This window comes from Nitrosomonas communis, assembly GCF_900114745.1.
GTDB lineage: Bacteria > Pseudomonadota > Gammaproteobacteria > Burkholderiales > Nitrosomonadaceae > Nitrosomonas > Nitrosomonas communis_A.
The window spans coordinates 18824-40915 of record NZ_FOUB01000003.1; the positions used below are offsets into that span (position 1 = coordinate 18824).

Here is a 22092-nt window from a genome sequence, read left to right on the forward strand (position 1 = left end):
TAATCTATTGCGATATAGTCTTGGTAGAAAATCATTAATGGCTCTACACAAGGATTTTCCTCACTCACCTCACGCCATTCTTGATCCCGCTATCCGTTGGTTTCCGGCAGATGAGGCGTTGCGCGAAACCAGCATGGATAAACTCATGCCACCGCTGGTATCACAGTTGCGGCGCAAGGTAAAAGCGTTTCGCGATAGCGGCTATGTCGGGGCAACCCGCACCAGTCAAAGCCTACTCAACTGGTGGTTCAAGGAGCCGCACTTGTTACCGCAGGCTGATGGTACAACTGCCGAGTTTCAATATTTTTTCGCGCAACGCGAGGCGTTGGAGACGATCATTTATCTGTATGACGTAGTCGGTGTGAAAGATAAATTTGATCTGATGCGCTTCGACAGCAGTGGTTCGGTGTCGGCTAGCCTATTCGACGAGACTTGGCGGCGTTTCGTAGTAAAAATGGCAACAGGCAGCGGTAAGACCAAGGTGATGAGTCTGGCGCTGGCATGGAGTTTCTTTCATAAGCTGTATGAAGCGGATTCCGAGCTTGCCCGTAATTTTCTGGTGATCGCGCCCAATATCATCGTGCTGGATCGCGTTTATAAGGATTTCCAGGGATTGCGTATTTTCTTTGACGATCCGGTGATACTTGATAACGGCTTCGACGGCCAAAACTGGCGCGATGATTTTCAGCTTACCTTGCATTTGCAAGACGATGTGCGCGTGACGCACCGCATTGGTAATATCTTTCTGACCAATATCCATCGCGTGTATGCCGGAGAGGATATTCCACCTTCGCCGGATGATGACAATACGATGGATTATTTCCTGGGTAAACGGCCTAGTGGCGCTACCACTGATTCAAAGGTGGATCTGGGTATGATCGTGCGCGACCTCGATGAGCTGATGATACTCAACGACGAAGCGCACCATATTCACGATGCGAGGCTTGCCTGGTTTCAGTCGATTCAGGATATTCATCATCGGCTCCTGCAAAAGGGTGGCTCCCTCAGTCTTCAACTGGATGTGACGGCAACGCCCAAGCACAATAACGGGGCGATTTTTGTACAGACAGTAGCGGATTATCCCTTGGTGGAGGCAATCTGGCAGAATGTGGTCAAGCACCCTGTGCTGCCGGATGCTGCCAGTCGTGCCAAATTTTGCGAGCGGCAAAGTTCCAAATACACCGAAAAATATGCGGACTATATTGATCTGGGGGTGATCGAGTGGCGCAAAGCCTATGAGGAACACCGGAAGCTGAATAAAAAAGCCATTTTGTTTGTGATGACGGATGACACCAAAAACTGCGATGAGGTGGCAGCGTATCTGGAGGGTCATTACCCCGAGTTGAAGGGAGCGGTTCTGGTGATTCACACCAAGAATAATGGCGAGATTTCCGAGGCTTCGACAGGCAAGGCCAAAGAGGAGCTGGAGCAGCTTCGCAAGCAGGCCAATGAGATTGATACCCTGGCAAGCCCGTACAAGGTGATCGTATCGGTGCTGATGCTCAAAGAAGGCTGGGATGTGCGCAATGTGACGACTATCGTCGGTTTGCGTGCTTACTCTGCCAAAAGCAACATCTTGCCGGAGCAGACATTGGGGCGTGGCTTGCGCAAGATGTATGTTGGTTGCGTGGAGGAATATGTCAGCGTGATTGGCACCGATGCCTTCATGGAGTTTGTGGAGTCGATCCAGGCGGAGGGGGTGGTGCTGGAACGCAAGGCGATGGGCAAGGGGACCGAACCTAAAACACCCTTGGTGATCGAGATTGATCATAACAATACACAAAAGAATATTGAGGCATTGGATATTGAGATTCCAGTGCTGGCGCCGCGTGTCTATCGTGCATACAAGCATCTCAATGATTTGAATACCGGTACCATGATATTCCAGCCAGTGGTCTATCAGCCATTCAGCGAGGAAGAGCAGCGTGAGATCATCTTCAAGGATATCACGACGGGTGAAATTACGCATACCACGGTACTGGATACTGCTGGCATAGCGGATTACCGCAGCGTAATCGGCTACTTCACTCAGACTGTAATGAAAGAATTGCGCCTGGTTAGTGGTTATGATGTGCTATACGGCAAAATCAAGATATTTATCCGGGATGTACTTTTTGCTCAGACGGTTGATCTCCAATCACCCAATACGCTGCGTAACTTATCAGAACTGGCTGCCACGAAAACTGTGATTGAGGCTTTCAAAAAGGCAATTAACGCGTTGACGGTACAAACCAGAGGTGACGCAGCAATCCGCGATAGCATCAAGCTGCGGCAAACTCGTCCCTTTGTTGTGAAGGATCAGGGTTATCTGATGCCCAAGAAAAGTGTATTCAATCGTGTAATCGGCGATAGTCATTTCGAGCTTGAGTTTGCCAGTTTTCTGGAGAATTGTAGCGATGTAGTATCTTTTGCCAAGAACTATCTGGCAGTGCATTTCAAGTTGGATTATGTCAACGCGGCTGGCGATATTACCAACTACTACCCGGATTTCTTGGTGAAATTGCCTTCTAATCGGGTTGTGGTGGTAGAAACCAAAGGGCAGCAAGATTTGGACGTGCCTTTGAAAATGCAACGATTGCGTCAGTGGTGTGAGGATATCAACGTGCTACAAGCAAATGTGAATTATGATTACATTTATGTGGATGAGTTAGCATTCAAGCAGTACGCGCCCAAATCCTTTGCGGATTTATTAGCCGGGTTTCGTGAGTATAAGAATGGCTAATCAGCAATACCCCACTAAGTATGGAGACGATACCGTGAGCAGCGCAGAACAGTTGATTCGGTTGATTTTGAATGCCTGGCCGGATACCCAGGCGATTTACCTGTTCGGATCATGGGGGACGGAATATGAACGACCCGAAAGCGATGTAGACATCGCTGTGCTGTTGCCGCCCAAGCAGGCGAAAGAGGCGGGTTCACTTTTATTCAGTGAGTTGCATCAGGCATTGCAAACGGCAGTCAACAGGGATGTGGACTTGATCAACTTGCGCTTGGCCCCGACAGTGTTGCAAAAAGAAATTATTATGGGTGGAGAGCGTCTTTTTCAGGCCCCTGGAACGGCTGTTGATGAATTTGAAATGCTGGTGCTTTCGCTCTATCAGAAACTCAATGAGGAACGCGCGGGCATTTTGGCGGAAGGTTTACGCAGTGGAAAATTCTACGACCTATGAATGACGTTATTCTCAGTAAGAAAGTCAGTATTGAACGCTGCCTCAAGCAAATCGATCGATATTACCGTATGGAAACAGGTGTGCCCTTTGTTAAAGATCAGCTTCGCCTGGATGCGGTGGCGATGAATTTGCAGCGTGCTGCAGAATTAACGATCGATATAGCCAATCATCTGGTAAAAATTCGTAAACTCGGGTTGCCACGCGATAGCCGTGAATCCTTTACCTTGCTAGCGCAAGCCGGAATAATCGGTGAAAAAATGATGCGTAAACTGCAAGGAATGGTTGGGTTTCGTAATATTCTGGTGCATGAATATCAGGAATTAGACATGCAAATCTTGATCGATGTGATTGAGCATCGTATCCAGGATCTGCTTGAATTTGCTAACCAGGCGCTGCATTGGGCAAATTGAGCATTCCCGCCATCGCAGCCCATTTAACTTCTTCGTTAATCTGATAGCCGGGCTGGTGACTTATTCCATTTCTAAATCAAAACTGACTTTGTCGGCTTCACCTTGCCGTATTATTTATACTGTCTGCGGCTCGCCTTCGCGTCATTTTTGATTTGGAAATGGAATTGCACGTTCCGCGAGAAGAATCCCTCACTGAATATCAGGCTCCCTCAAGCTCTTCCAGCCGTGGTGATATGATCCTTATGTCGAACTCATGTTAGTCACAATGTGGGTTCAATTGTTGTCATTTTAGAGGCAACAAAATTCCACCTTTGATTTAACCTTAACCTGGCAGATTACTTGATGTAAAAAAATCTTGATCCATTTTATAATTTTTGATTGAGCTCACGGTAATCCGCCAGGTTTATTTTGTATTTTTTCAGTTTGGCGTAAACAGCACGTGATGTAATGCCCATATTTTCAGAGACTCTTTTTATATTTCCGTGATGCTGTTTTAAAGCTGTTTCAAGGAATGATTGCTCAATTTTGGCAAGGGTGTGTTCTTTTACGTCTTTCCATTCAATAACACTTTTTGCCTCAGTTGGAAAATCTAAATCCAGTTCGGTCATTTCTTTGCCGCTGGCAAACAGGATACTGCGTTCAAGGATGTTTTCCAACTCGCGAACGTTGCCTGGCCAATGATAGGCGCGGATTTTCTGCATGACTTCTCGGCTAACTGATTCAACCCCTTTGTTATACTTCTTGTTCAAACGCTGAATGATTAATTGCACAAGATAAGGTAAATCTTCTGGTCGTTCAGCCAAGGAGGGGATGCTTAAACGGACTACGTTGATGCGGTAGTACAGGTCATTGCGAAACAGGTCCTGTTTAACAAGATTTTCCAGATCTTGATTGGTAGCTGAGATGATCCTTACATCAACCGCCAATGTTTGTCTGCCGCCAACTCTTTCCAGTTCACCTTCCTGGATCACACGAAGCAATCGGGTTTGTGCCGCTGGTGACAATGAATCAACTTCATCCAGAAACAACGTACCGCCTTCGGCTCGCTCAAAATAGCCTTGGTGTACTTCGATGGCTCCAGTAAAAGCACCTTTTTCATGTCCAAACAAAGCGCTCTCAATCAGGCTTTCCGGAATTGCACCACAGTTAATGGCGATGAATGGTTTTTGGCTGCGATCGCTCATCGCATGGATGGCACGCGCAATCAGCTCTTTACCCACACCTGTTTGACCCTGAATTAACACCGTTGCCAAGGTAGGTGCAACAATCTCGATTGATTGCAGTATTTTCTGCATCATGGGTGATTTTGCTACGATCGCTGGTGGTTGATATTTTTTTGATATTTGCCTGCTTTGTTTGTGCCAAAGTCGTTGCATGCTTGTTTCAATTCGGCAGTGCAGTTCGTCAATATCCTTAATTTCCTTGACCGGTGTTGTATCAGTATATTCCATTCCTGCATGTCCTTTTGCTGTCTGCGGATTGGTGTAAATACATACATCACACTTTCCATCCCGGCGAGCGATGCTTTTTTTGATTTCAACTTTGGCATAACCAAAGTTTCTGGCTGCGATACCTCCAAATACACTGGAGGTCATTCTGCATAATTCTGGAAAATTGATAACTTGCTCACCAAAAGGACAGCAGGAATTGGTAACTGTAATACAGTCCTGATTAGTTGAGACCAGTGAAAATTGACCGCCGATATTGTTTTTAATGCCGAGTATGAGTTCGATATAACTTTCAATATCAAGCTGTTCACTTTTATGCGTATTTTCTCGATAAGTTTCTTCAAAAAAACATCCTGCGGTTTTGGCGATATGCTCAATCAGCTGCTCGCAGTGCTTTTGTCCCTGTTGTTCACTGGCATGCATCAGCTCAAGAATAAAAGTTTGCAGGAAAAAAACCGGTGTTAATTCAGAAAGAGGGTTGTTGCTCATGATCAATGAGTTTTGTGAAATGAAACTTCACAAATTGAAGCATGGATACAATAATATGGCAATATCTATTAACTAAGCTATTGTGAATTATGGGAAAAGCTATTTAGACCTAGTGGCATGATATTTGCTAGTATTTTATTGCATCTAAAAATAATTAGATTTATCCATAACCCCAAATTTTTATTAAATCTTTTAGCATTATTTCATCATCAGGAGAATTCACGTATGAATCAGGATATGCCACCATTAGATCCCCATCCGTTAAGCGAGTATGTTGCCTGGGCAGGGTCGCGCAATCGTGAACCCATTTTGGGGGTGCTTAAAGAAAAATTGCCTAAGGACCCGGAACGTATTCTGGAGATGGCCAGCGGCAGTGGTATGCATATCAATTACTTTGCGCCCCATTTTAGTCATTTGCATTTTCAGCCATCCGATAGGGATATCGAGGTGTTTGATAATATCAAAAAGCTGACCAGCGAACGCGGTAACAACAATATTGCTGATCCCGTTCATTTGGATTTAACCAAGCCGGAGACCTGGTTTAATCCAGGACCAGAAAAGTCATTTGCTGCGATTTTCTGTATCAATATTTTCCAAGTCGCACCTATTTCGATTGCGGATGGCATGATGAAATGTGCTGAACATTTACTCAAGGACGACGGATTTTTGTTGATTTACGGACCTTTCCGGGTCCATGGCGAATTTTCTACCGATTCAAACAAGGAATTTGATGCAACGCTCAGATCCGCAGGTATTGAGGAATGGGGGCTCAAGGATATTGCTGATTTGAAACAAGCTGCAGCAAATCATGGGATGGAATTGAAGGAACAGATCGAGATGCCGAGCAATAATTTTTCGCTGATTTTTGGCAGAATAGCGCAGTGAGCCAACTGAGTTCAGCTATCGTCGCCGGTGTCGGACCAGTGCGCGGGCTAGGTGCCGCGCTGGCCAGTTGTTTTGCTGAAAAAGGTTTGCATGTCTTTATTGTTGGCCGCAGTGAAGATAAACTGGAGAAAGTAGCGCAGCATATCGAACAAAGAGGAGGTTCAGCTACTCCTGTTGTGGCGGATATCACAGTTGATGAAGATGTTAGACGATTGTTCGAAATGGTGCGATCGCGCGGTGATGCCATCGACATTGCAGCTTATAATGTGGATAGCAACATACCTGCTCCCTTTCTGGAAACGGATACCAAGACATTTGCTGTCTTGTGGAGGCAGAATTGCTTGGGTGCTTTTTTGTTTGCAAAGCAAACAATTGGTATCATGCAAGCACAACAACATGGCACTTTATTTTTTACCGGTGCAACCGCTTCCTTGAGAGCCAGACCCCCTTTTACGGCATTTGCATCTGCCAAGGCTGCTTTAAGGGCATTGGCACAAGGGTTGGCCAGGGAGTTTTCGCCTCAAGGCATTCATGTTGTTCATACCATTATTGATGGCGTGATTGCTGGTGACCGAGCGCGCAGTCAGTTTCCAGAATATGTGAAAGCAAAGGGCGAGGAGGGATTATTGCAACCCGATGCGATTGCGCAAACTTATTGGACTATTCATCAACAGCACCCCAGCACTTGGACACATGAACTGGATTTACGGCCTTTTAAAGAACCTTTTTGATATAACAGCTAGGAAAAAAACATGAACAAGACAACAAATTGGAGTTTACAGGGCAGTTATTTTGAAACCTGTAATTGTGTCACATCCTGCCCTTGTATCTGGCTGCAACCTCCCTCTGAAGGCAATTGCAAATTACTGGTTGCCTGGCATATCGAATCCGGTCATCTCGAGAATCAATCGCTGGATGGATTAAATGTCGCTTTGGCCTGTTATTCACCAGGCCATATGAAAGATGGCAACTGGCAGGCTGCCCTCTATGTAGATGAGCGCGCGAATGATGAACAGTTCAATGCGATTACCCAGATATTCAGTGGTCAACAGGGTGGGCATCCAGCACTTTTAATGAGTTTTGTCAGTGAAGTATTAGGTGCCAAAAAAGTCAGAATCGATTATCAGGAGCAAGGTAATAAGCGGCTACTGAGTATCCCTGGCATTGCTCAGGCAGAAATCGAAGGTATTCAAGGTATCAAAGAGGGTGATGCCACCATTGATAATCCACCGTTATGCGTAGTGACCAGTCATCCTGCCGTGGTTGCACGATCCAGCCATTATCAGTACCAGGATTACGATAAGGTCTGGAAATTTACAGAGCGCAATGGATTTTATTCTCCTTTTGTTTACCAACCTTAAAGAATGACAAGAATGGCGCAGAATCTAAATAAATCTGTTATTGCATTCTGAACAGTAATTTCTTCATTTTTATAGTGATTGCTTATCGAGAATAATTTTGTTTCCAAATCAAACATGACGCGAAGGCGAGCCGCAGACAGGATAAATAATACGGCAAGGATAAGCCGACAAAGTCAGATTTGATTTAGAAATGGAATAAGAACCGTTATTTGCTTATCATGCCTAATACGCAATCCGTGATTTTGCTATGCTTGTCAGCTGTGGTGATCGTTGCTTGGGCCTATTTGTTTTATCAGTATTGGCAGATGACTTCATTACCGATGTCGGACATGTGGATGCCCCCGGCAGACATTTCATCATGGCAGCTTATCGATTTCGGATGGGTTTATTCCATGTGGGCAGTGATGATGGCTGCCATGATGCTGCCCTCAGCCATTCCTATGTTTCTGGTGTTTTCCAGGATCTGCAAGCAACGTTATCAAACTTCTTATTATTTAAATATCCTGTTTGTCCTAGCTTACCTGGTAGTATGGTTTGTGTTCAGTATGGTACTGACAGGGTTGCAGTGGCAAATGCATGGGTTACATTTTTTGTCTCCCATGATGAATAACCAGAATGAACATTTGGCAGCTGCCATTTTTATCGGTGCAGGCATCTATCAATTTACACCATGGAAAAGTGGTTTTTTACAATCCTGTCGGTCACCGATGGGTTTTTTATTAACCGAATGGCGAGAAGGTGCGCAGGGTGCTTTTTATGTAGGATTAAAGCACGGCAGTGTTTGCGTGGGGTGTTGTTGGGCGCAGATGCTAATCATGTTTGCAGTAGGAGTAATGAATTTGCCAGGTATGGCACTGATCACCTTACTTGTTACGGCAGAAAAAATTGTGCCTGGCAAGAGCCAGCTAATTTGTAGAATAGGCGGAGTTCTGTTGATAGCATGGGGAAGCTGGTTAGTAGGAGCACAGTCTTAATTGGGTGTTATTCCATTCTAAATTAAAACTGACTTTGTCGGCTTCTCCTTGCCGTTTATTTATACTGTTTGCGGCTCGTCTTCGCGCCAGCTTTGATTTAGAAATGGAATTATTTTGCTTATAAAAAATAGCACGACTTGAAAGGGGGTGCGTTATACTTGGCCCCTATTAAAGGTCACGTTATTTCAGGTAGATTAATGAAAGATATCAAAATTTTGCTTGGAGAGAAATTCAAGCGTTTATACTTTATAACGATAGTAATCATCATGCTGCTCATTCAGGCATCGGTGAGCTTTGCTGACAATAAGGAAGTAGATTTCCTCAAGGCAGCCCTGACAGGCGATATCGCAACTGTCGAAAAATTGCTAAAAGAAGGTATTAAGATCGATTTGCAGAACCCTGACGGGTTTACCGCACTGGCGGTTGCTGCGCAGAATGGGCATGCTGCTGTCGTGAACTTACTATTGAAAAATAATGCGGCAGTTGATCTCCAGAATGTTCAAGGAGGAACAGCATTGCTGCTAGCAGCTAAGAATGGCCATGTAGATATAGTCGATGCCTTGTTGGCTAAAGGCGCCAATCCCGATCTGCAAAGCACAAACGGTTTATCACCCCTGATGGTTGCCTCTGCCCTTGGTCATACTGCTATCGTCAACACTTTATTAGCAAAAGGAGCCAATCCGAATTTGCAAGACGAGGCTCAAACGACTGCACTGCACTTGGCTGCTCAGAATGGACATTTGGAAAGTGTAAAAGCATTGCTAGTAAAAGGGGGCAAACCTGACTTGCAAGACACAAATGGTGCTTCTGCACTTATTTTAGCTGCTTTGTCAGGGCATCAGCCAGTGGTCGAAACATTGTTGGCCAGTGGTGCACAGCCTAATCTAAAGGCTGTCAACGACTTTACCGCCCTGATATTAGCTGCCCAGAATGGGCAAACAGCTGTGGTTGAAACCTTACTGGCAAAAGGAGCCAATATCGACCAACAGAATCAGGATGGCGTCACGGCACTGATGTGGGCCGCCCTCCACGAGCATGAGGATGTGGTTAAATTGTTATTAGCAAAAGGTGCGGATTCCGAGCTTAAGAGTGCAAGCGGTAAAACTGCGCTGGATATGGCCAAGAATCCGGCGATCATTGAGCTGCTTAAAGCCGCTAATAATTAGTCAAGCTTTTCTGAATTCAACCATTGTTCAGATCTCGTGAAAAGGTTGTTTCGCTAGAAATCGTGGTAGTTACCTATGATAAGGTGCTTTGCAATCTCCCTATTGTTTCGCTGATTCATAAGTGAGTTAACCAATAATGATAAGAGCTTGCTTAAGAATTTCTTTATAATCTTCATAACACCTAATTGGTTTTTGTTTCTTTATTTTTGATATTTACATGGCTGCTGTCAATAAACCAATGGCGAAAAAGGCTAACCCTAACCCTTTGCCTCCAAGAATCGCCAAATTGTTTCGAGAAGCTGGTACCCTGATACTGAGCGGTATCGCCTTGTATCTGATATTGATTTTTATTAGTTTTGATCGTACTGATCCCGGCTGGTCACATAGCGACCATATCGATCAGATCGGTAATGCCGGAGGCAGAGCTGGCGCCTGGCTGGCAGATTTGCTACTTTACCTGTTTGGCGCTTCAGCGTGGTGGTGGGTGGTTTTTTTCCTTTCGGCAGTCTTCTGGAGCTATCGCCGCATCGATATTGCCAGCATCTTCGATCCACGTGCGCTGCTCATTTCACTGACAGGTTTTATGATTCTGCTGGCAGCCAGTAGCGGTTTCGAATCACTTCGTTTGAATACGATTAACCTATCACTTCCCTTAGTGCCGGGGGGGATACTGGGCGAAACCCTGAGTAAAAACCTTTCCCTGATACTTGGTTTTACTGGTACATCGCTCATTCTGGTTATTTTGATGGCGATAGGATTCAGTCTGTTTTCCGGGTTATCCTGGGTACGCATCACTGAAATGATAGGCGAAGCTATTGAAGAATCTTGCCTATCTCTATGGAACCGCTTATTGGCTCTGCGAGATCGTCGTCATGAAGTGATTTCCTTCTTGATGCGCTTTAAGAAGAATAAAGAAGATAATGAATCGATCAGAGAGGCTTCCATGCGATTTAAGGAGGATAAAGAAGACAATCAGCCGATCAGAGAGGTTCCCGGGAAGCCTGTCAGAGAGAATCAAAAAAAGCCTGCCGAGTCTTCGTCCCCACCTTTGCGGATAGAGTTGCCTGAGCCCGCTATTCAGAAACCTGCGCGCCCTGTTAAAGAAAAAATAACCTCTTCTTTTACCGATTCATCTGATGCGCTGTTGCCACCGCTTCATTTGCTGGATGAGCCGCAAAAAGATGTTGAGCTGCTATCTAATGACACGCTGGAATTTACTTCCCGTCTGATCGAACGCAGATTGCAGGAGTTTGGGGTTGAAGTCAAAGTAGTGTCTGCCCATCCCGGGCCGGTCATTACTCGTTATGAAATTGAACCTGCTGTCGGTGTCAAAGGCAATCAAATCATTAATCTCGTCAAGGATCTGGCGCGCGCGCTTTCCGTTGCCAGCATTCGTGTGGTCGAAACCATTCCTGGTAAAACTACGATGGGTCTGGAGATTCCTAATCCCAAGCGGCAAATGGTTCGGCTGTATGAGATCCTCAGTTCTCAGCCATATGCGGATATGGCATCGCCTTTGACCATTGCACTCGGCAAGGATATCAGCGGTCGCCCGATTGTATCTGATCTCGCGAAAATGCCGCATGCACTGGTGGCAGGTACAACCGGCTCGGGTAAATCAGTGGCGATCAATGCAGTCATTCTGAGTCTGCTTTACAAAGCCACACCTGAGCAAGTTCGACTGATTCTGATCGATCCGAAAATGCTGGAGCTGTCGGTTTATGAAGGAATTCCTCATTTGCTGACCTCGGTGGTGACCGATATGCGTGATGCGGCTAATGCGCTCAACTGGTGCGTGGCTGAAATGGAACGGCGATATAAGCTGATGTCTTCCCTCGGAGTGCGTAATCTTGCTGGCTATAACCAAAAAGTCCGTGATGCCAAGAATAATGAGGAAGTACTGACTAATCCACTTAGTATAGCGCCGGATGGACCTGCGCAGCTTGAAGAAATGCCACTGATTGTGGTGGTGATCGATGAACTAGCTGATCTGATGATGATCATGGGAAAAAAGGTCGAGAAACTGATCGCACGACTTGCACAGAAAGCCCGTGCGGCGGGAATCCATCTGCTATTGGCGACGCAACGGCCTTCAGTCGATGTCATCACGGGTCTGATCAAAGCCAACATTCCCACCCGAATAGCTTTCCAGGTTTCCAGTAAAATTGATTCGCGTACCATTCTTGATCAAATGGGTGCAGAAGCCTTGCTTGGTCAGGGTGACATGCTCTATCTGCCACCAGGCAGCGGTTATCCGCAGCGGGTCCATGGCGCATTCGTGGCTGATCATGAAGTGCATCAAGTAGTGGAATATCTCAAGGAACACGGTGAACCGTGCTATGTTGAGGAAGTGCTCAAAGCAAGTGATGAAGAGAGCGAATTGAGCGGCGAGAATGGTGAAACAAGCAGGCAGGCAGGAGGGGAATCGGATCCATTATATGATGAAGCAGTGGCCATTGTGCTCAAATCACGCCGTGCTTCGATCTCGCTGGTGCAAAGACAATTGCGTATTGGTTACAATCGCGCAGCGCGCTTAATCGAAGAAATGGAACGCGCTGGCCTTGTTTCCGCCATGCAGAGCAATGGTAACCGGGAAGTTTTAGCCCCTAACCGAGATGACTAAGGAAGCAGTGATTAATTGCCTGCGCAAGTGAATGGCCGTGTTGGGTGGTACTCAGAAACTCGCAAACTCTAAACTCGCTTTGCTCGTTTTCTCGTTTCTCATGCTCTGTCCACCTTGCACTTGGTCTTGGCTCGACTAATTAATCAAAGCGTTCGCGCGTGAATAATGATCAAATTGAATGGATAATGAAAACATGTCTACTCATACCCGCTCCATTCAAATATTATTTTTAAGGAGCAGCATGATTCGATTTAGCTTATATTGCTTACTTTGCTTACTTCCCCTTTTTGCTCAAGCCTCTGCTATCAATAGCCTTAGAACATTCGTGCAGAAAGCACAAACTTTCAAAGCGGTATTTTCACAAACTTTGCTTAATAAAAATATTCAGGTAATGCAGGAAGCCACTGGTGTCATGATGTTTGAACGACCGGGCAAGTTTCGCTGGATGTATGAGAAACCCTACCAGCAATTGATCGTCGGTGACGGTAGCAGGGTATGGTTCTACGATCAAGATCTCAATCAAGTTACGGTACGTCAGCTGGATGTGGCGATCGGCAGCAGTCCGGCTGCTTTATTGGCGGGCAGTAGTACGATCGAACGAAATTTTGATCTTACAGAAGTCGAGGTGAATGATGAGATGGAATGGCTGGAAGCTATACCCAAAACTAAGGAAAGTTCATTTGAATTGATCCGCATGGGTTTTTCTCAAAAAGGAGAATTGCGTGAAATGGTTTTACGCGATAATTTCGGCCAGTTTACCTTATTGGTATTTACTGATCTCGAAACCAATCCCGTTCTTGCCTCCGATTTATTTCAGTTTACCCCACCCAAAGGGGCCGATGTGATCAGTGACTGATCTATTTACCCAGCGAAAACCCATTGCGCCATTAGCTGAGCGTTTACGACCTCAATCCTTGAATGATGTCATTGGTCAAACGCATCTGTTAGGCGCTGGTAAACCTCTCCGTCTTGCCTTTGAATCTGGTAAACCGCATTCCATGATTTTATGGGGACCGCCGGGCAGTGGAAAAACGACCCTGGCACGTCTCATGGCGCACGTGTTTGATGCTGAATTTATTGCGCTGTCGGCAGTACTGTCTGGTGTAAAAGATATCCGTGAAGCGGTTGAACGGGCGCAGCAGATATTGCAGCAATCAGGTCGCCGCACTCTATTGTTCGTGGATGAAGTACACCGCTTTAATAAGGCACAACAAGATGCTTTTCTGCCTTATGTTGAGCAGGGATTGATTACCTTTATCGGTGCCACTACCGAAAATCCCTCATTTGAAGTCAATCGTGCACTCCTTTCGCGCGCGCAAGTGTATATGCTGAGCCCTTTATCCGAGCAGGAACTTAAGCAATTGCTTGAGCGCGCCTGTCAGTTAGAGCTGCAGAAAATGCATTTCTCAGATGAAGCAAAAAATCTCCTGATCACCTTTGCCGATGGTGATGCGCGGCGCTTATTGAACCTGCTCGAGCAGGCGGATATTGCTGCCGAGACCGAAGGCATAAGTGAGATCGATGCAGACTTTGTCCGCAATGTGCTATCGCGCAGTATGCGTCTCTTTGATAAAGGTGGTGACGAATTTTACGATCAGATTTCAGCCTTACATAAATCGATCCGCGGTTCTTCCCCGGACGCCGCTCTTTACTGGATGTGCCGCATGCTCGATAGTGGTGCCGATCCGCTCTATATCGGTCGGCGCCTCATTCGTACTGCTACCGAGGATATTGGCCTTGCTGATCCGCGTGCACTGACCATTACACTCGATGCCTGTAATGCTTATGAGCGCCTCGGCAGCCCGGAAGGTGAATTGGCGCTAGTACAGGCAACGCTCTACCTGGCTTGTGCTCCCAAAAGTAACGCAGCTTACCTTGCTTACAAAAAAGCCCGCTCATATGTCGAGCACGATCAATCGCGCCGTGTACCACTACGATTACGTAACGCGCCTACCAAGCTTATGAAAGACATGGGTTTTGGGCAATACTACCGTTACGCGCATGATGAGCTAGAAGCTTATGCCGCGGGTGAAAGTTATTTCCCAGATGACATGCCGCTAGTGGATTTCTATCACCCTACCTCCTACGGGCTGGAGGCGAAAATTGCTGAAAAAATGCAGTACTTAAAAAAACTGGATGAACAGGTAAAAAAGCGTCATACAAAACCTTGAGGACTAATAAAAGAATCATAAAGAACGAATATACTTGCGTCCTTCTTCTCCTATCCTAGTAAACAGCTTTTAATTTCCGGTCTGATGTCAGCTTGATTCTACAATTGAGTTTGCTGCTGTGTTCATCCAAGGTGCGCTGCAGCCAATGTGCATCTTCTGCTGAAGCGCGGTTCAACCGGAAATGCTTGATTTGCAGCGGCACCATTTCCAAGCTAACCAATTTACCCGTGGCAGGTGCAACACTGACAAAATACATCAAGGATAAGTCGCCACGATAATGCTGGTAACCACCTATACCTTCATAATCATTCAGAAAATCACCGCATCCATACAAAATAAGTTTTTCTTTGTACACTTCCAGTCCGATAGGATGATGAGAAGAGTGACCATGCAGCAAGTCTATCTCGGCAGAATCAATCAGCATGTGAGAAAAATCAATGTGTTCCTCGGGAATACGATAACCCCAATTTCCACCCCAGTGGATGGAAACGATGACAATATCGCCAGGGCGCTTATTCTGACGCACGAGTGCTGCAATGTGATCAACCGTTTTGCGGGATAAATCGGTTAAGAAATAAACACCTGCTTTCCTGGCCGAAGCTGTCCATTCATAGGAAATGCCGCTGGATTCCGTGCCACAGGAAATGACAATGACTCTTCCTTTTGAGGGAATATCCAAGATAGCCGGCGATTGTGCTGCCTGCAAGTTTGTACCGGCACCGGCAGTTTTGATGTGAGCATTGGTCAGGATGCGTAAGGTTTCAGTCAAACCGGCATATCCCCAGTCCAGTACATGATTATTTGCCAGTACACAGCAATCAATTTTTGCAACGGTGAGAGAGGGCACATTTTCAGGATGCATGCGGTAGTGGATGCCTTTATTCACCCAAAACTCATCGCTGGTAGTAATGCTCGTTTCCAGATTAATTATACGTGCATCGGGTGCTATTTTTTCCAGTTCAATCAGCGCATCGCCCCAAATATAATCGAAGCTTACCGGTCTGGGAATTTTGCCATTGATTTCTTCGGCCAGTTCGACATACTCTTGCGCATTTTCTACATAGGGTTCATATAATTGCGGTTTGCTGGGGTGAGGCAATATTTGATCGATTCCTCTACCCGTCATCACATCACCGCATAAAAACAGTGTAATGGGCGTTTTTTGTGTGGATGCTTCAGAGTCGGTTATTGCCATTGCTTTCTCTATACCGGTAGTCAATGTCAGGAGAGCTGCGGATGATCCGATTAGAAAATCGCGTCGTTTCATTTGAACTCATCAGTCATTGCTGAATTAGCCCAATTTTAAGAACGGATAGCAGTTGCGTTGTTCACGGGTCCATAACGAGAAGCCTGCCTGCTGTGCGACGATTTCAACATCCAGAATTACGTCAGGATCATCAAATGTTACTTTGCCCTCAGCCCCTAGTGATCGTAATTGCTCATTCAGATAGTCGCCGAGTAAACCTGCTTCATCCTGGCTTTTTATCGTGCCATAGAAGCCACGCCGATGCATACGTACATGGAAACTGCGATGGGCCAATTGGGGCAGAAATGACTGAATGCACTGTTTGGCCTTTTCCTCGAATGCTGAGAGTGTCTGAAAAAAGAAGCAGTGAGTACAAGGAATGACTCGACAGAATACGCGCTTATAAGCTGGATCTTTTTGCATGTCCTGGAGAAAAGATTTGAGAAATGTTTCGGTATTCTCAACCTTGAGGGTCAGCACGTTGCGAAAAGGTGTCTTTTCAACATGATCATAATGCGATAGTAAAGAAAAAGCTTCCTTAAAGCAATTTTCTGCGATAGTGACCACAACGTTCCAATCTTTCATGATGATTTACCTTCGAATGATAAGTAATGGATGCATGATTTGGCTTTAGAGAAAGATGCCAGGCCCGAATAACTTATTCCATTTCTAAATCAAGCCTAACTCTATTCACTTCGCCTTGCCATTTATTTATACTGTCTACCGTCTGCCTTCATCTCATGTTTGATTTAGAAATAAAATCTGAACTACTCACTCCCCCGAAATAATTAAAGAGCGCCTCTAAAAATACTTGACAAGTTTTTGGACGACAAAAATTCAATTTTGTGCCGCACTGATAAATTCCCACGGTAGTCACCTTAGATGCAGTGATGAGCCATTTTCAGTATGGTTTTGCTGTTTTGTCGGGATGAGTCTAGTTTATCCTCATTGACTGGCTTACCAGGCGCCAAAAAAAGCCGTGTGATGATGGCGTTATCGATAATAATCCATAAACATCAACATGACGAACTTGGATAAAACTTCAGTCAGAGATGAATTCAGCCGTTTAAAAGCAGACTTTGATCGTCTTGGTGCTAAAGGTAAATGATCGTCTGAAAGCCAGGCAATCATAAACAGCCTGTTTATGATGGTCGGACTGATTCTGGCGCTCTTTCTTGAGCGCAGCACTAAAAAAGACAGTAGCCATTCCAGCCAACCCTCTTCATTCACATCGAAAGATGAATCCGTGTTAAGTCATCCTGGAAGTAACGGCAAAGGCAAAAGTGAGAACAAAGACTAGGCCAGCAATACCCACGTTAACGAAACCGTTACGGTTTCTCCAGTGCTCGCCTGCGAAGCGTGCGCACAAGATCACAAGATCTCAGTGATGTTCTCTGTATTGATCATGAAAGGCGCACCAAGATCGATATGGTATTTGAGAAAGTCATTGATCATGTGGATGCTGAAATCAAACGCTGTCCAGCCTGTGGTGCCACGATAAAAGGCGTCTTCCCGCCGGACATACACGGCCTGTTACAATATGGCGATGGTTTAAAGACTTTTGTGATTAACTTACTGATCGGTCAGATGGTTGCTCTGAACCGGGTGCAGAAGTTGGTGAAATCGATGATAGGGGTCGTAATTGCTGAGGTCAGCTTGTTAAAGTTCGTGCTGCGTCTTCATCAGGCCTGGCAAGCTGGGAGTAGTAAGCTGTCGAGAAGATACTCAATTCACCCGCGATTAATGTCGATGAAACGTCTTTCCGAATTGACATGAAGAACGACTGGATGCATGTCTATTCATCAAATGACATCACCCTCAAGTTTTTGCACCGAACCCGGGGTAAAGCGGCGATCGAAGCAATTAACATCAAATTGATTGGATATCCCGGTTGGCTGTTGTTGTTTAGGTTTCGCCCAAACCGTGAGTGATATTAATTAAGTCTGGGCAGCCAAAGCTGGCCATGAACTCTGTGAAAATATTTTGGACACGGTTTGGTGCCGAAGATTGTGTGAGGTAGTGAACTACCAAGTACTTGGATAAAAAGTAAGATTACTATATTAATCCAGATGAGTGACTGGTGCGGAGCGTGTGACTTCGACGTCAAAGACAACGACATAACGGGCGCGGTATCCGTAGCAGCAGTGGGTAAAGTTAATTTTTATGCTATTTTTAGTGGCAGGGTGTTATTTAGGCTATTGACAGAGGTCGGCTAATGGGTGACTTTGTCGGCTTCCCCTTGCCGTATTATTTAATACTGTCTGCGGCTCGCCTTCGCGTCATTTTTGATTTGGAAATGGAATTACGTGGCAATTGGCGAAAAGCAGATCCTCCACTTTTCCTACTCCAATCACATCAACCAAATGCTTGGTTATCTTCCAGCTAATATCAATAATGGGTTCTGGTGAGTTAGTTATTTATTTGGCCTCTTCCGCAGAATCTGTGGAGAAGATATAGAATGGCAGCGAAGTTTTTGTGATTTTGAAGCAGTTTTGATCAGGAAAGGGATGGATATTTATCTCCGTTATAGGCCATGATCAAACTAAATAGCTCCAGAACAGAATGGAATGGAGAATCTGGCTATTTTTTATTTGCGATGGCTGAGGATCAGTGCGGCAATCTCTACACCTAAGCCAAGGCTCAGAAGGACCACTCCAACCCATGCATTCTCTGGTGCCAGAAAGATGAGCACACCCCCTAAAATAAATAGCGAAATAGATAAAATGCGTTTGGTACGAGGGTTTCTGATCATACTAATTCTCCTCATCATGCTGAAAAATTTTGACTATGTTTATAGCTGATTCGAGTGCTTGAAAAAAGATCTATCTGGATCTATATAGAGTAGATTTTATACTAATTAGTGCCACTAACGCTCGCGGCGAGGCTGGAAAATGAAATTTGATATTTATCGAAATATTTGTTTTACCTGGGTTGAAAATATAGTGAGTATTCTTATATTAAGATCAGTACATATTGTTTCCTTATATGACTATCAGTGAGCATATTAATGGATTTTTGAAATTTATAGACATGAGAAAAAATTTGTGCAAATGGAAAATATCAGAGCGAACCTAAGAATTTTTTCGCAAGAGAAGATAGGCAGGTACGCTACATGAAAATACTGTGGGGCAACCCGATTAAATATACTTTTATTGTGATATGGAGGTTATGAAATGGCTATTATGCGTTATGAACCTTGGGGGTTATTGACTCAACTTCAGAAAGAACTGGAGCAGATGCGCGGTGATGCGGCAAGAGAAGGCTCCTCTGCTACGGCGGAGTGGGTTCCAGCAGTGGATATCAAGGAAGAGCCTGATAAGTTTGTGTTGCTCGCTGATCTGCCCGGGGTTAAGCCAGAGGAGATAGATGTCAGTATGGAGAATGGAGTATTGACGGTTAAAGGTGAGAAAAGGACTGAAGCCAAGACTGAAGAAGAAGGTTATAAGCGCGTTGAGAGAACGTATGGCTCTTTTTATCGACGCTTTAGTCTGCCAGATACGGCAAATCCGGATGCTATCTCTGCTGTTTCTAAACATGGTGTGCTGGAGATTGTTATTCCCAAGCGGGAATCAGTGCAACCTAAGAAAATTAATGTGGCATCAAACGAGTAATAAAATGGAGCCTTCGGGCTCCATTCTTTTTAGAATGCTTTGAATAAAAGTCCCCTGTATAAAAAATTATTTTACTGAGACCTGTAATTCATGAAAGAATTACAGGCTTGCTAATTTTCTTGTTTTTCTCATGCCTCTCGTAATACTTGAGAATGCCAGTCTGGCATTTGGTCACCATGCATTATTGAATCATGTGGATTTGCAACTTGATGCAGGGGAGCGTATCGGTTTAATTGGCCGTAATGGTAGTGGTAAATCAAGTCTTCTGCGTGTAATAGCAGGGGAAATTAAGTTGGATGATGGCAAACTCTGGTATGCACCAGAATTGAAACTGGTCTATGTCCCACAGGAGCCACAATTTGAAGGTGGCAGTACAGTATTCCAAGAAGTCTCCAAAGGACTTGGAAATCTAAGCCAAGTATTGCTCGAATATCATGAGATTTCTCATGCTTTGAGTGAAAGCGGAAAAAATACCCAAGCATTGCTCGAGCGCCTGCAGGATTTGCAAAGCATACTTGAGGCGCAGGATGGTTGGCGTATTCAAACGAGAGTAGATACTGTGATTAATCAGCTCGGGTTGCTTCCAGATGCACAGATAAAAACTCTTTCAGGTGGCGTAAGAAAACGAGTGGCGCTTGCACGTGGCTTGGTAGTGATGCCAGATGTACTATTGTTAGATGAACCGACCAATCACCTCGATTTTTCATCTATTGAATGGCTAGAAAGTTTACTCAAGGATTTTCCCGGTAGTGTCATTTTCATCACGCATGATCGACGTTTTCTAGATAATGTTGTTACACGAATTATTGAGCTTGATCGTGGACATCTGGAGAATTTTCCAGGGAGTTTTGCAGTTTACCAACAGAAGAAAGCTGAGCTTCTTCAAACCGAAGCCGTGCATCATCAGAAATTTGATAAAGTGCTGGCACAAGAAGAAATCTGGATACGAAAAGGTGTTCAGGCTAGATGTACACGCAATGAAGGTAGGGTAAGGCGATTGGAAGCATTACGTCTGGAACGTGCAGCCCGACGTGACCGTGTCGGATCGGTTAATTTTAATATCGAACTAGGGGAGCGTTCTGGGCAGCTGGTCGCAGAGCTGGAGCATGTCTCCAAAAGCTACGGTGATAAGATTATTATTAAAGATTTCTCCTGCCGGATCATGCGGGGGGATAGGGTGGGATTGTTGGGTCCGAATGGCGCCGGAAAATCAACTTTATTGAAGCTTATATTGGGGGAGCTGAAACCCGATTCGGGAAGCATACGTACAGGAACAAAGCTGACGGTGGCCTATTTCGATCAAATGCGTGAGCAGTTAAATACGGATTTAACGTTAGTAGAATCAATCAGCCAAGGATCTGATTTCATAGAGATTAATGGTGAGCGTAAGCATGTTATTAGTTATCTGGAAGATTTTTTATTTACCCCACAGCGTGCTCGCTCAACAGTTAAGTCATTGTCAGGTGGCGAGCGTAATCGGCTGCTGCTGGCTCGCTTATTTACGCGACCAGCTAATGTGTTAGTATTGGACGAACCAACAAATGATCTCGATATCGAAACGCTTGAGTTACTGGAAACGCTGCTACAAAGTTATGCCGGTACACTGTTTCTGGTCAGCCATGATCGCGCATTTCTTGACAATGTAGTGACCCAGGTAATTGCCTTTGAAGGAAATGGTATTTTAAGGGAGTATGTAGGTGGCTATGAAGAATGGGTTCAAAGTAAACATTCTGTGGAGGTGGCACTTCAGCAAAAAGTGGCTACACCTAAATCTTCTCCTGCTTCACAGGACAAAAAAGCTAAATCCACATCTACTTCACGTATTAAATTGAGTTATCAAGAAGCGCGTGAGCTGGCAGCTTTGCCTGAAAAAATTGATTTACTGGAAAAGGAGCAATCATCTATTACTACACGATTGAGTGATTCTGCAATTTATCGAAATTCCCCTGAGGATGCCAAGGCTTTGCAAATACGATTTTCTGCAATAGAGCAAGAGCTGACTAAGTGCTTTGCACGCTGGGAAGAATTGGAATCCAAGCAATCAACAGCATAAAATTAGAAGAAGATTATTTGGAAAAAATCACAGATAATTTCCCTATCCACAACAGGGAGATTACTATTATATTCATTGACTTAACATGACTCATCGTTTAAAGTTTACATTTTTGAGAGGAGGACGCACAAAGTGAAAAAGTCAGCAGCTGTTAAATTATTACTTGCTACTGGCATGTCTCTGGCATTTTCTGGTGTAGTACAGGCAGCCGGTGATGCTGAAGCAGCCAAAGCCAAAATTTCCATGTGTATAGGTTGCCATGGAATAGAGGGTTATCGTACATCTTATCCTGTTGTTTACCATGTTCCGAAGCTGGGCGGACAACATGAGGCCTACTTAGCCAAAGTACTTAGGGATTATAAATCAGGAGAACGTAAGCATCCCCAAATGAGTGGAATTGCAGCCACCCTTTCCGATCAAGATATTGAAGATTTGGCTGCTTATTATGCTAGTAAATAATTTTTCCCTTTAAGAAGCAAGGATCA

21 protein-coding genes and 1 pseudogene are annotated in these 22092 nt (G+C 44.9%); 18 read left to right on the forward strand and 4 right to left on the reverse strand.

Features of this window, described 5'->3' with window-relative positions:
* The first annotated feature begins 37 nt into the window (after window positions 1-37).
* From BM122_RS01865 to BM122_RS26505, 4 genes and pseudogenes are all read left to right on the forward strand, one after another.
* A complete protein-coding gene (locus tag BM122_RS01865) occupies window positions 38-2722 on the forward strand; it encodes a DEAD/DEAH box helicase family protein (protein WP_074903147.1) in 2685 nt (894 codons plus the stop codon).
* Window positions 2703-3170, forward strand: coding sequence for a type VII toxin-antitoxin system MntA family adenylyltransferase antitoxin (gene mntA / locus BM122_RS01870; RefSeq protein ID WP_218151966.1), 468 nt, complete (start codon window positions 2703-2705; stop codon window positions 3168-3170). The genes BM122_RS01865 and mntA overlap by 20 nt, the downstream gene beginning before the upstream one ends.
* Window positions 3167-3580, forward strand: a complete 414-nt coding sequence (hepT, locus tag BM122_RS01875) for a type VII toxin-antitoxin system HepT family RNase toxin (RefSeq protein WP_074903149.1) — start codon at window positions 3167-3169, stop codon at window positions 3578-3580. The genes mntA and hepT overlap by 4 nt, the downstream gene beginning before the upstream one ends.
* Window positions 3567-3817, forward strand: a pseudogene (locus BM122_RS26505) (hypothetical protein); the annotation flags it as partial. The gene hepT and the pseudogene BM122_RS26505, both read left to right, overlap by 14 nt.
* 128 nt (window positions 3818-3945) lie before the next feature.
* Here the strand turns inward: BM122_RS26505 and BM122_RS01880 are convergent.
* Window positions 3946-5517: a sigma 54-interacting transcriptional regulator gene (locus BM122_RS01880; RefSeq protein WP_074903151.1), complete on the reverse strand. Its 1572-nt coding sequence runs from the start codon at window positions 5515-5517 to the stop codon at window positions 3946-3948.
* 225 nt (window positions 5518-5742) lie between these two features.
* Here BM122_RS01880 and BM122_RS01885 point away from each other — a divergent pair, with 225 nt between their 5' ends.
* From BM122_RS01885 to BM122_RS01920, 8 genes are all read left to right on the forward strand, one after another.
* Window positions 5743-6402: a DUF938 domain-containing protein gene (locus BM122_RS01885; RefSeq protein WP_074903153.1), complete on the forward strand. Its 660-nt coding sequence runs from the start codon at window positions 5743-5745 to the stop codon at window positions 6400-6402.
* A complete protein-coding gene (locus BM122_RS01890; protein ID WP_074903155.1) occupies window positions 6399-7133 on the forward strand; it encodes an SDR family NAD(P)-dependent oxidoreductase in 735 nt (244 codons plus the stop codon). The genes BM122_RS01885 and BM122_RS01890 overlap by 4 nt, the downstream gene beginning before the upstream one ends.
* A 21-nt stretch (window positions 7134-7154) precedes the next feature.
* Window positions 7155-7763, forward strand: a complete 609-nt coding sequence (locus tag BM122_RS01895; protein ID WP_074903157.1) for a DUF1326 domain-containing protein — start codon at window positions 7155-7157, stop codon at window positions 7761-7763.
* A 218-nt stretch (window positions 7764-7981) separates the two neighbouring features.
* Window positions 7982-8737 (forward strand): DUF2182 domain-containing protein, encoded by a 756-nt coding sequence (locus tag BM122_RS01900; protein ID WP_074903158.1) that lies wholly within the window; start codon window positions 7982-7984, stop codon window positions 8735-8737.
* A 197-nt stretch (window positions 8738-8934) separates the two neighbouring features.
* Window positions 8935-9903: an ankyrin repeat domain-containing protein gene (locus tag BM122_RS01905; protein WP_074903160.1), complete on the forward strand. Its 969-nt coding sequence runs from the start codon at window positions 8935-8937 to the stop codon at window positions 9901-9903.
* A 217-nt stretch (window positions 9904-10120) separates the two neighbouring features.
* Window positions 10121-12526 (forward strand): DNA translocase FtsK, encoded by a 2406-nt coding sequence (locus BM122_RS01910; protein ID WP_074903162.1) that lies wholly within the window; start codon window positions 10121-10123, stop codon window positions 12524-12526.
* A gap of 241 nt (window positions 12527-12767) precedes the next feature.
* Entirely contained in the window at window positions 12768-13382 is a 615-nt protein-coding gene (lolA, locus tag BM122_RS01915) for an outer membrane lipoprotein periplasmic chaperone LolA (RefSeq protein WP_074903163.1), read from the forward strand.
* Window positions 13375-14697: a replication-associated recombination protein A gene (locus BM122_RS01920; RefSeq protein WP_074903164.1), complete on the forward strand. Its 1323-nt coding sequence runs from the start codon at window positions 13375-13377 to the stop codon at window positions 14695-14697. Before lolA ends, BM122_RS01920 begins: the two co-directional genes overlap by 8 nt.
* Window positions 14698-14752: 55 nt before the next feature.
* On the opposite strand, the gene BM122_RS01925 is transcribed toward BM122_RS01920, so the two are convergent.
* Complete coding sequence (locus BM122_RS01925) at window positions 14753-15964, reverse strand: CapA family protein (RefSeq protein ID WP_256211837.1); 1212 nt, start codon at window positions 15962-15964, stop codon at window positions 14753-14755.
* A 24-nt stretch (window positions 15965-15988) separates the two neighbouring features.
* Entirely contained in the window at window positions 15989-16528 is a 540-nt protein-coding gene (locus BM122_RS01930) for a THUMP domain-containing protein (RefSeq protein WP_074903166.1), read from the reverse strand.
* Between the two features lie 774 nt (window positions 16529-17302).
* Here BM122_RS01930 and BM122_RS01940 point away from each other — a divergent pair.
* From BM122_RS01940 to BM122_RS23070, 3 genes are all read left to right on the forward strand, one after another.
* The gene (locus tag BM122_RS01940) at window positions 17303-17719 is read left to right on the forward strand and encodes a hypothetical protein (protein ID WP_143083278.1); all 417 of its coding nucleotides are present in this window, start codon (window positions 17303-17305) and stop codon (window positions 17717-17719) included.
* Window positions 17716-17874, forward strand: coding sequence for a hypothetical protein (locus tag BM122_RS25790; protein ID WP_371264880.1), 159 nt, complete (start codon window positions 17716-17718; stop codon window positions 17872-17874). The genes BM122_RS01940 and BM122_RS25790 overlap by 4 nt, the downstream gene beginning before the upstream one ends.
* A gap of 138 nt (window positions 17875-18012) precedes the next feature.
* Window positions 18013-18159, forward strand: a complete 147-nt coding sequence (locus tag BM122_RS23070) for a hypothetical protein (protein ID WP_177198018.1) — start codon at window positions 18013-18015, stop codon at window positions 18157-18159.
* 371 nt (window positions 18160-18530) lie between these two features.
* On the opposite strand, the gene BM122_RS23075 is transcribed toward BM122_RS23070, so the two are convergent.
* Window positions 18531-18695: a hypothetical protein gene (locus BM122_RS23075; protein WP_177198019.1), complete on the reverse strand. Its 165-nt coding sequence runs from the start codon at window positions 18693-18695 to the stop codon at window positions 18531-18533.
* A 421-nt stretch (window positions 18696-19116) separates the two neighbouring features.
* Between BM122_RS23075 and BM122_RS01950 the strand changes: the two genes are divergently transcribed.
* From BM122_RS01950 to BM122_RS01960, 3 genes are all read left to right on the forward strand, one after another.
* Window positions 19117-19554 (forward strand): Hsp20/alpha crystallin family protein, encoded by a 438-nt coding sequence (locus BM122_RS01950; RefSeq protein WP_074903171.1) that lies wholly within the window; start codon window positions 19117-19119, stop codon window positions 19552-19554.
* A gap of 130 nt (window positions 19555-19684) precedes the next feature.
* A complete protein-coding gene (locus BM122_RS01955; protein ID WP_074903173.1) occupies window positions 19685-21607 on the forward strand; it encodes an ATP-binding cassette domain-containing protein in 1923 nt (640 codons plus the stop codon).
* Window positions 21608-21781: 174 nt separating this feature from the next.
* Window positions 21782-22066 (forward strand): c-type cytochrome, encoded by a 285-nt coding sequence (locus tag BM122_RS01960; RefSeq protein WP_074903366.1) that lies wholly within the window; start codon window positions 21782-21784, stop codon window positions 22064-22066.
* Window positions 22067-22092 lie beyond the last annotated feature (26 nt).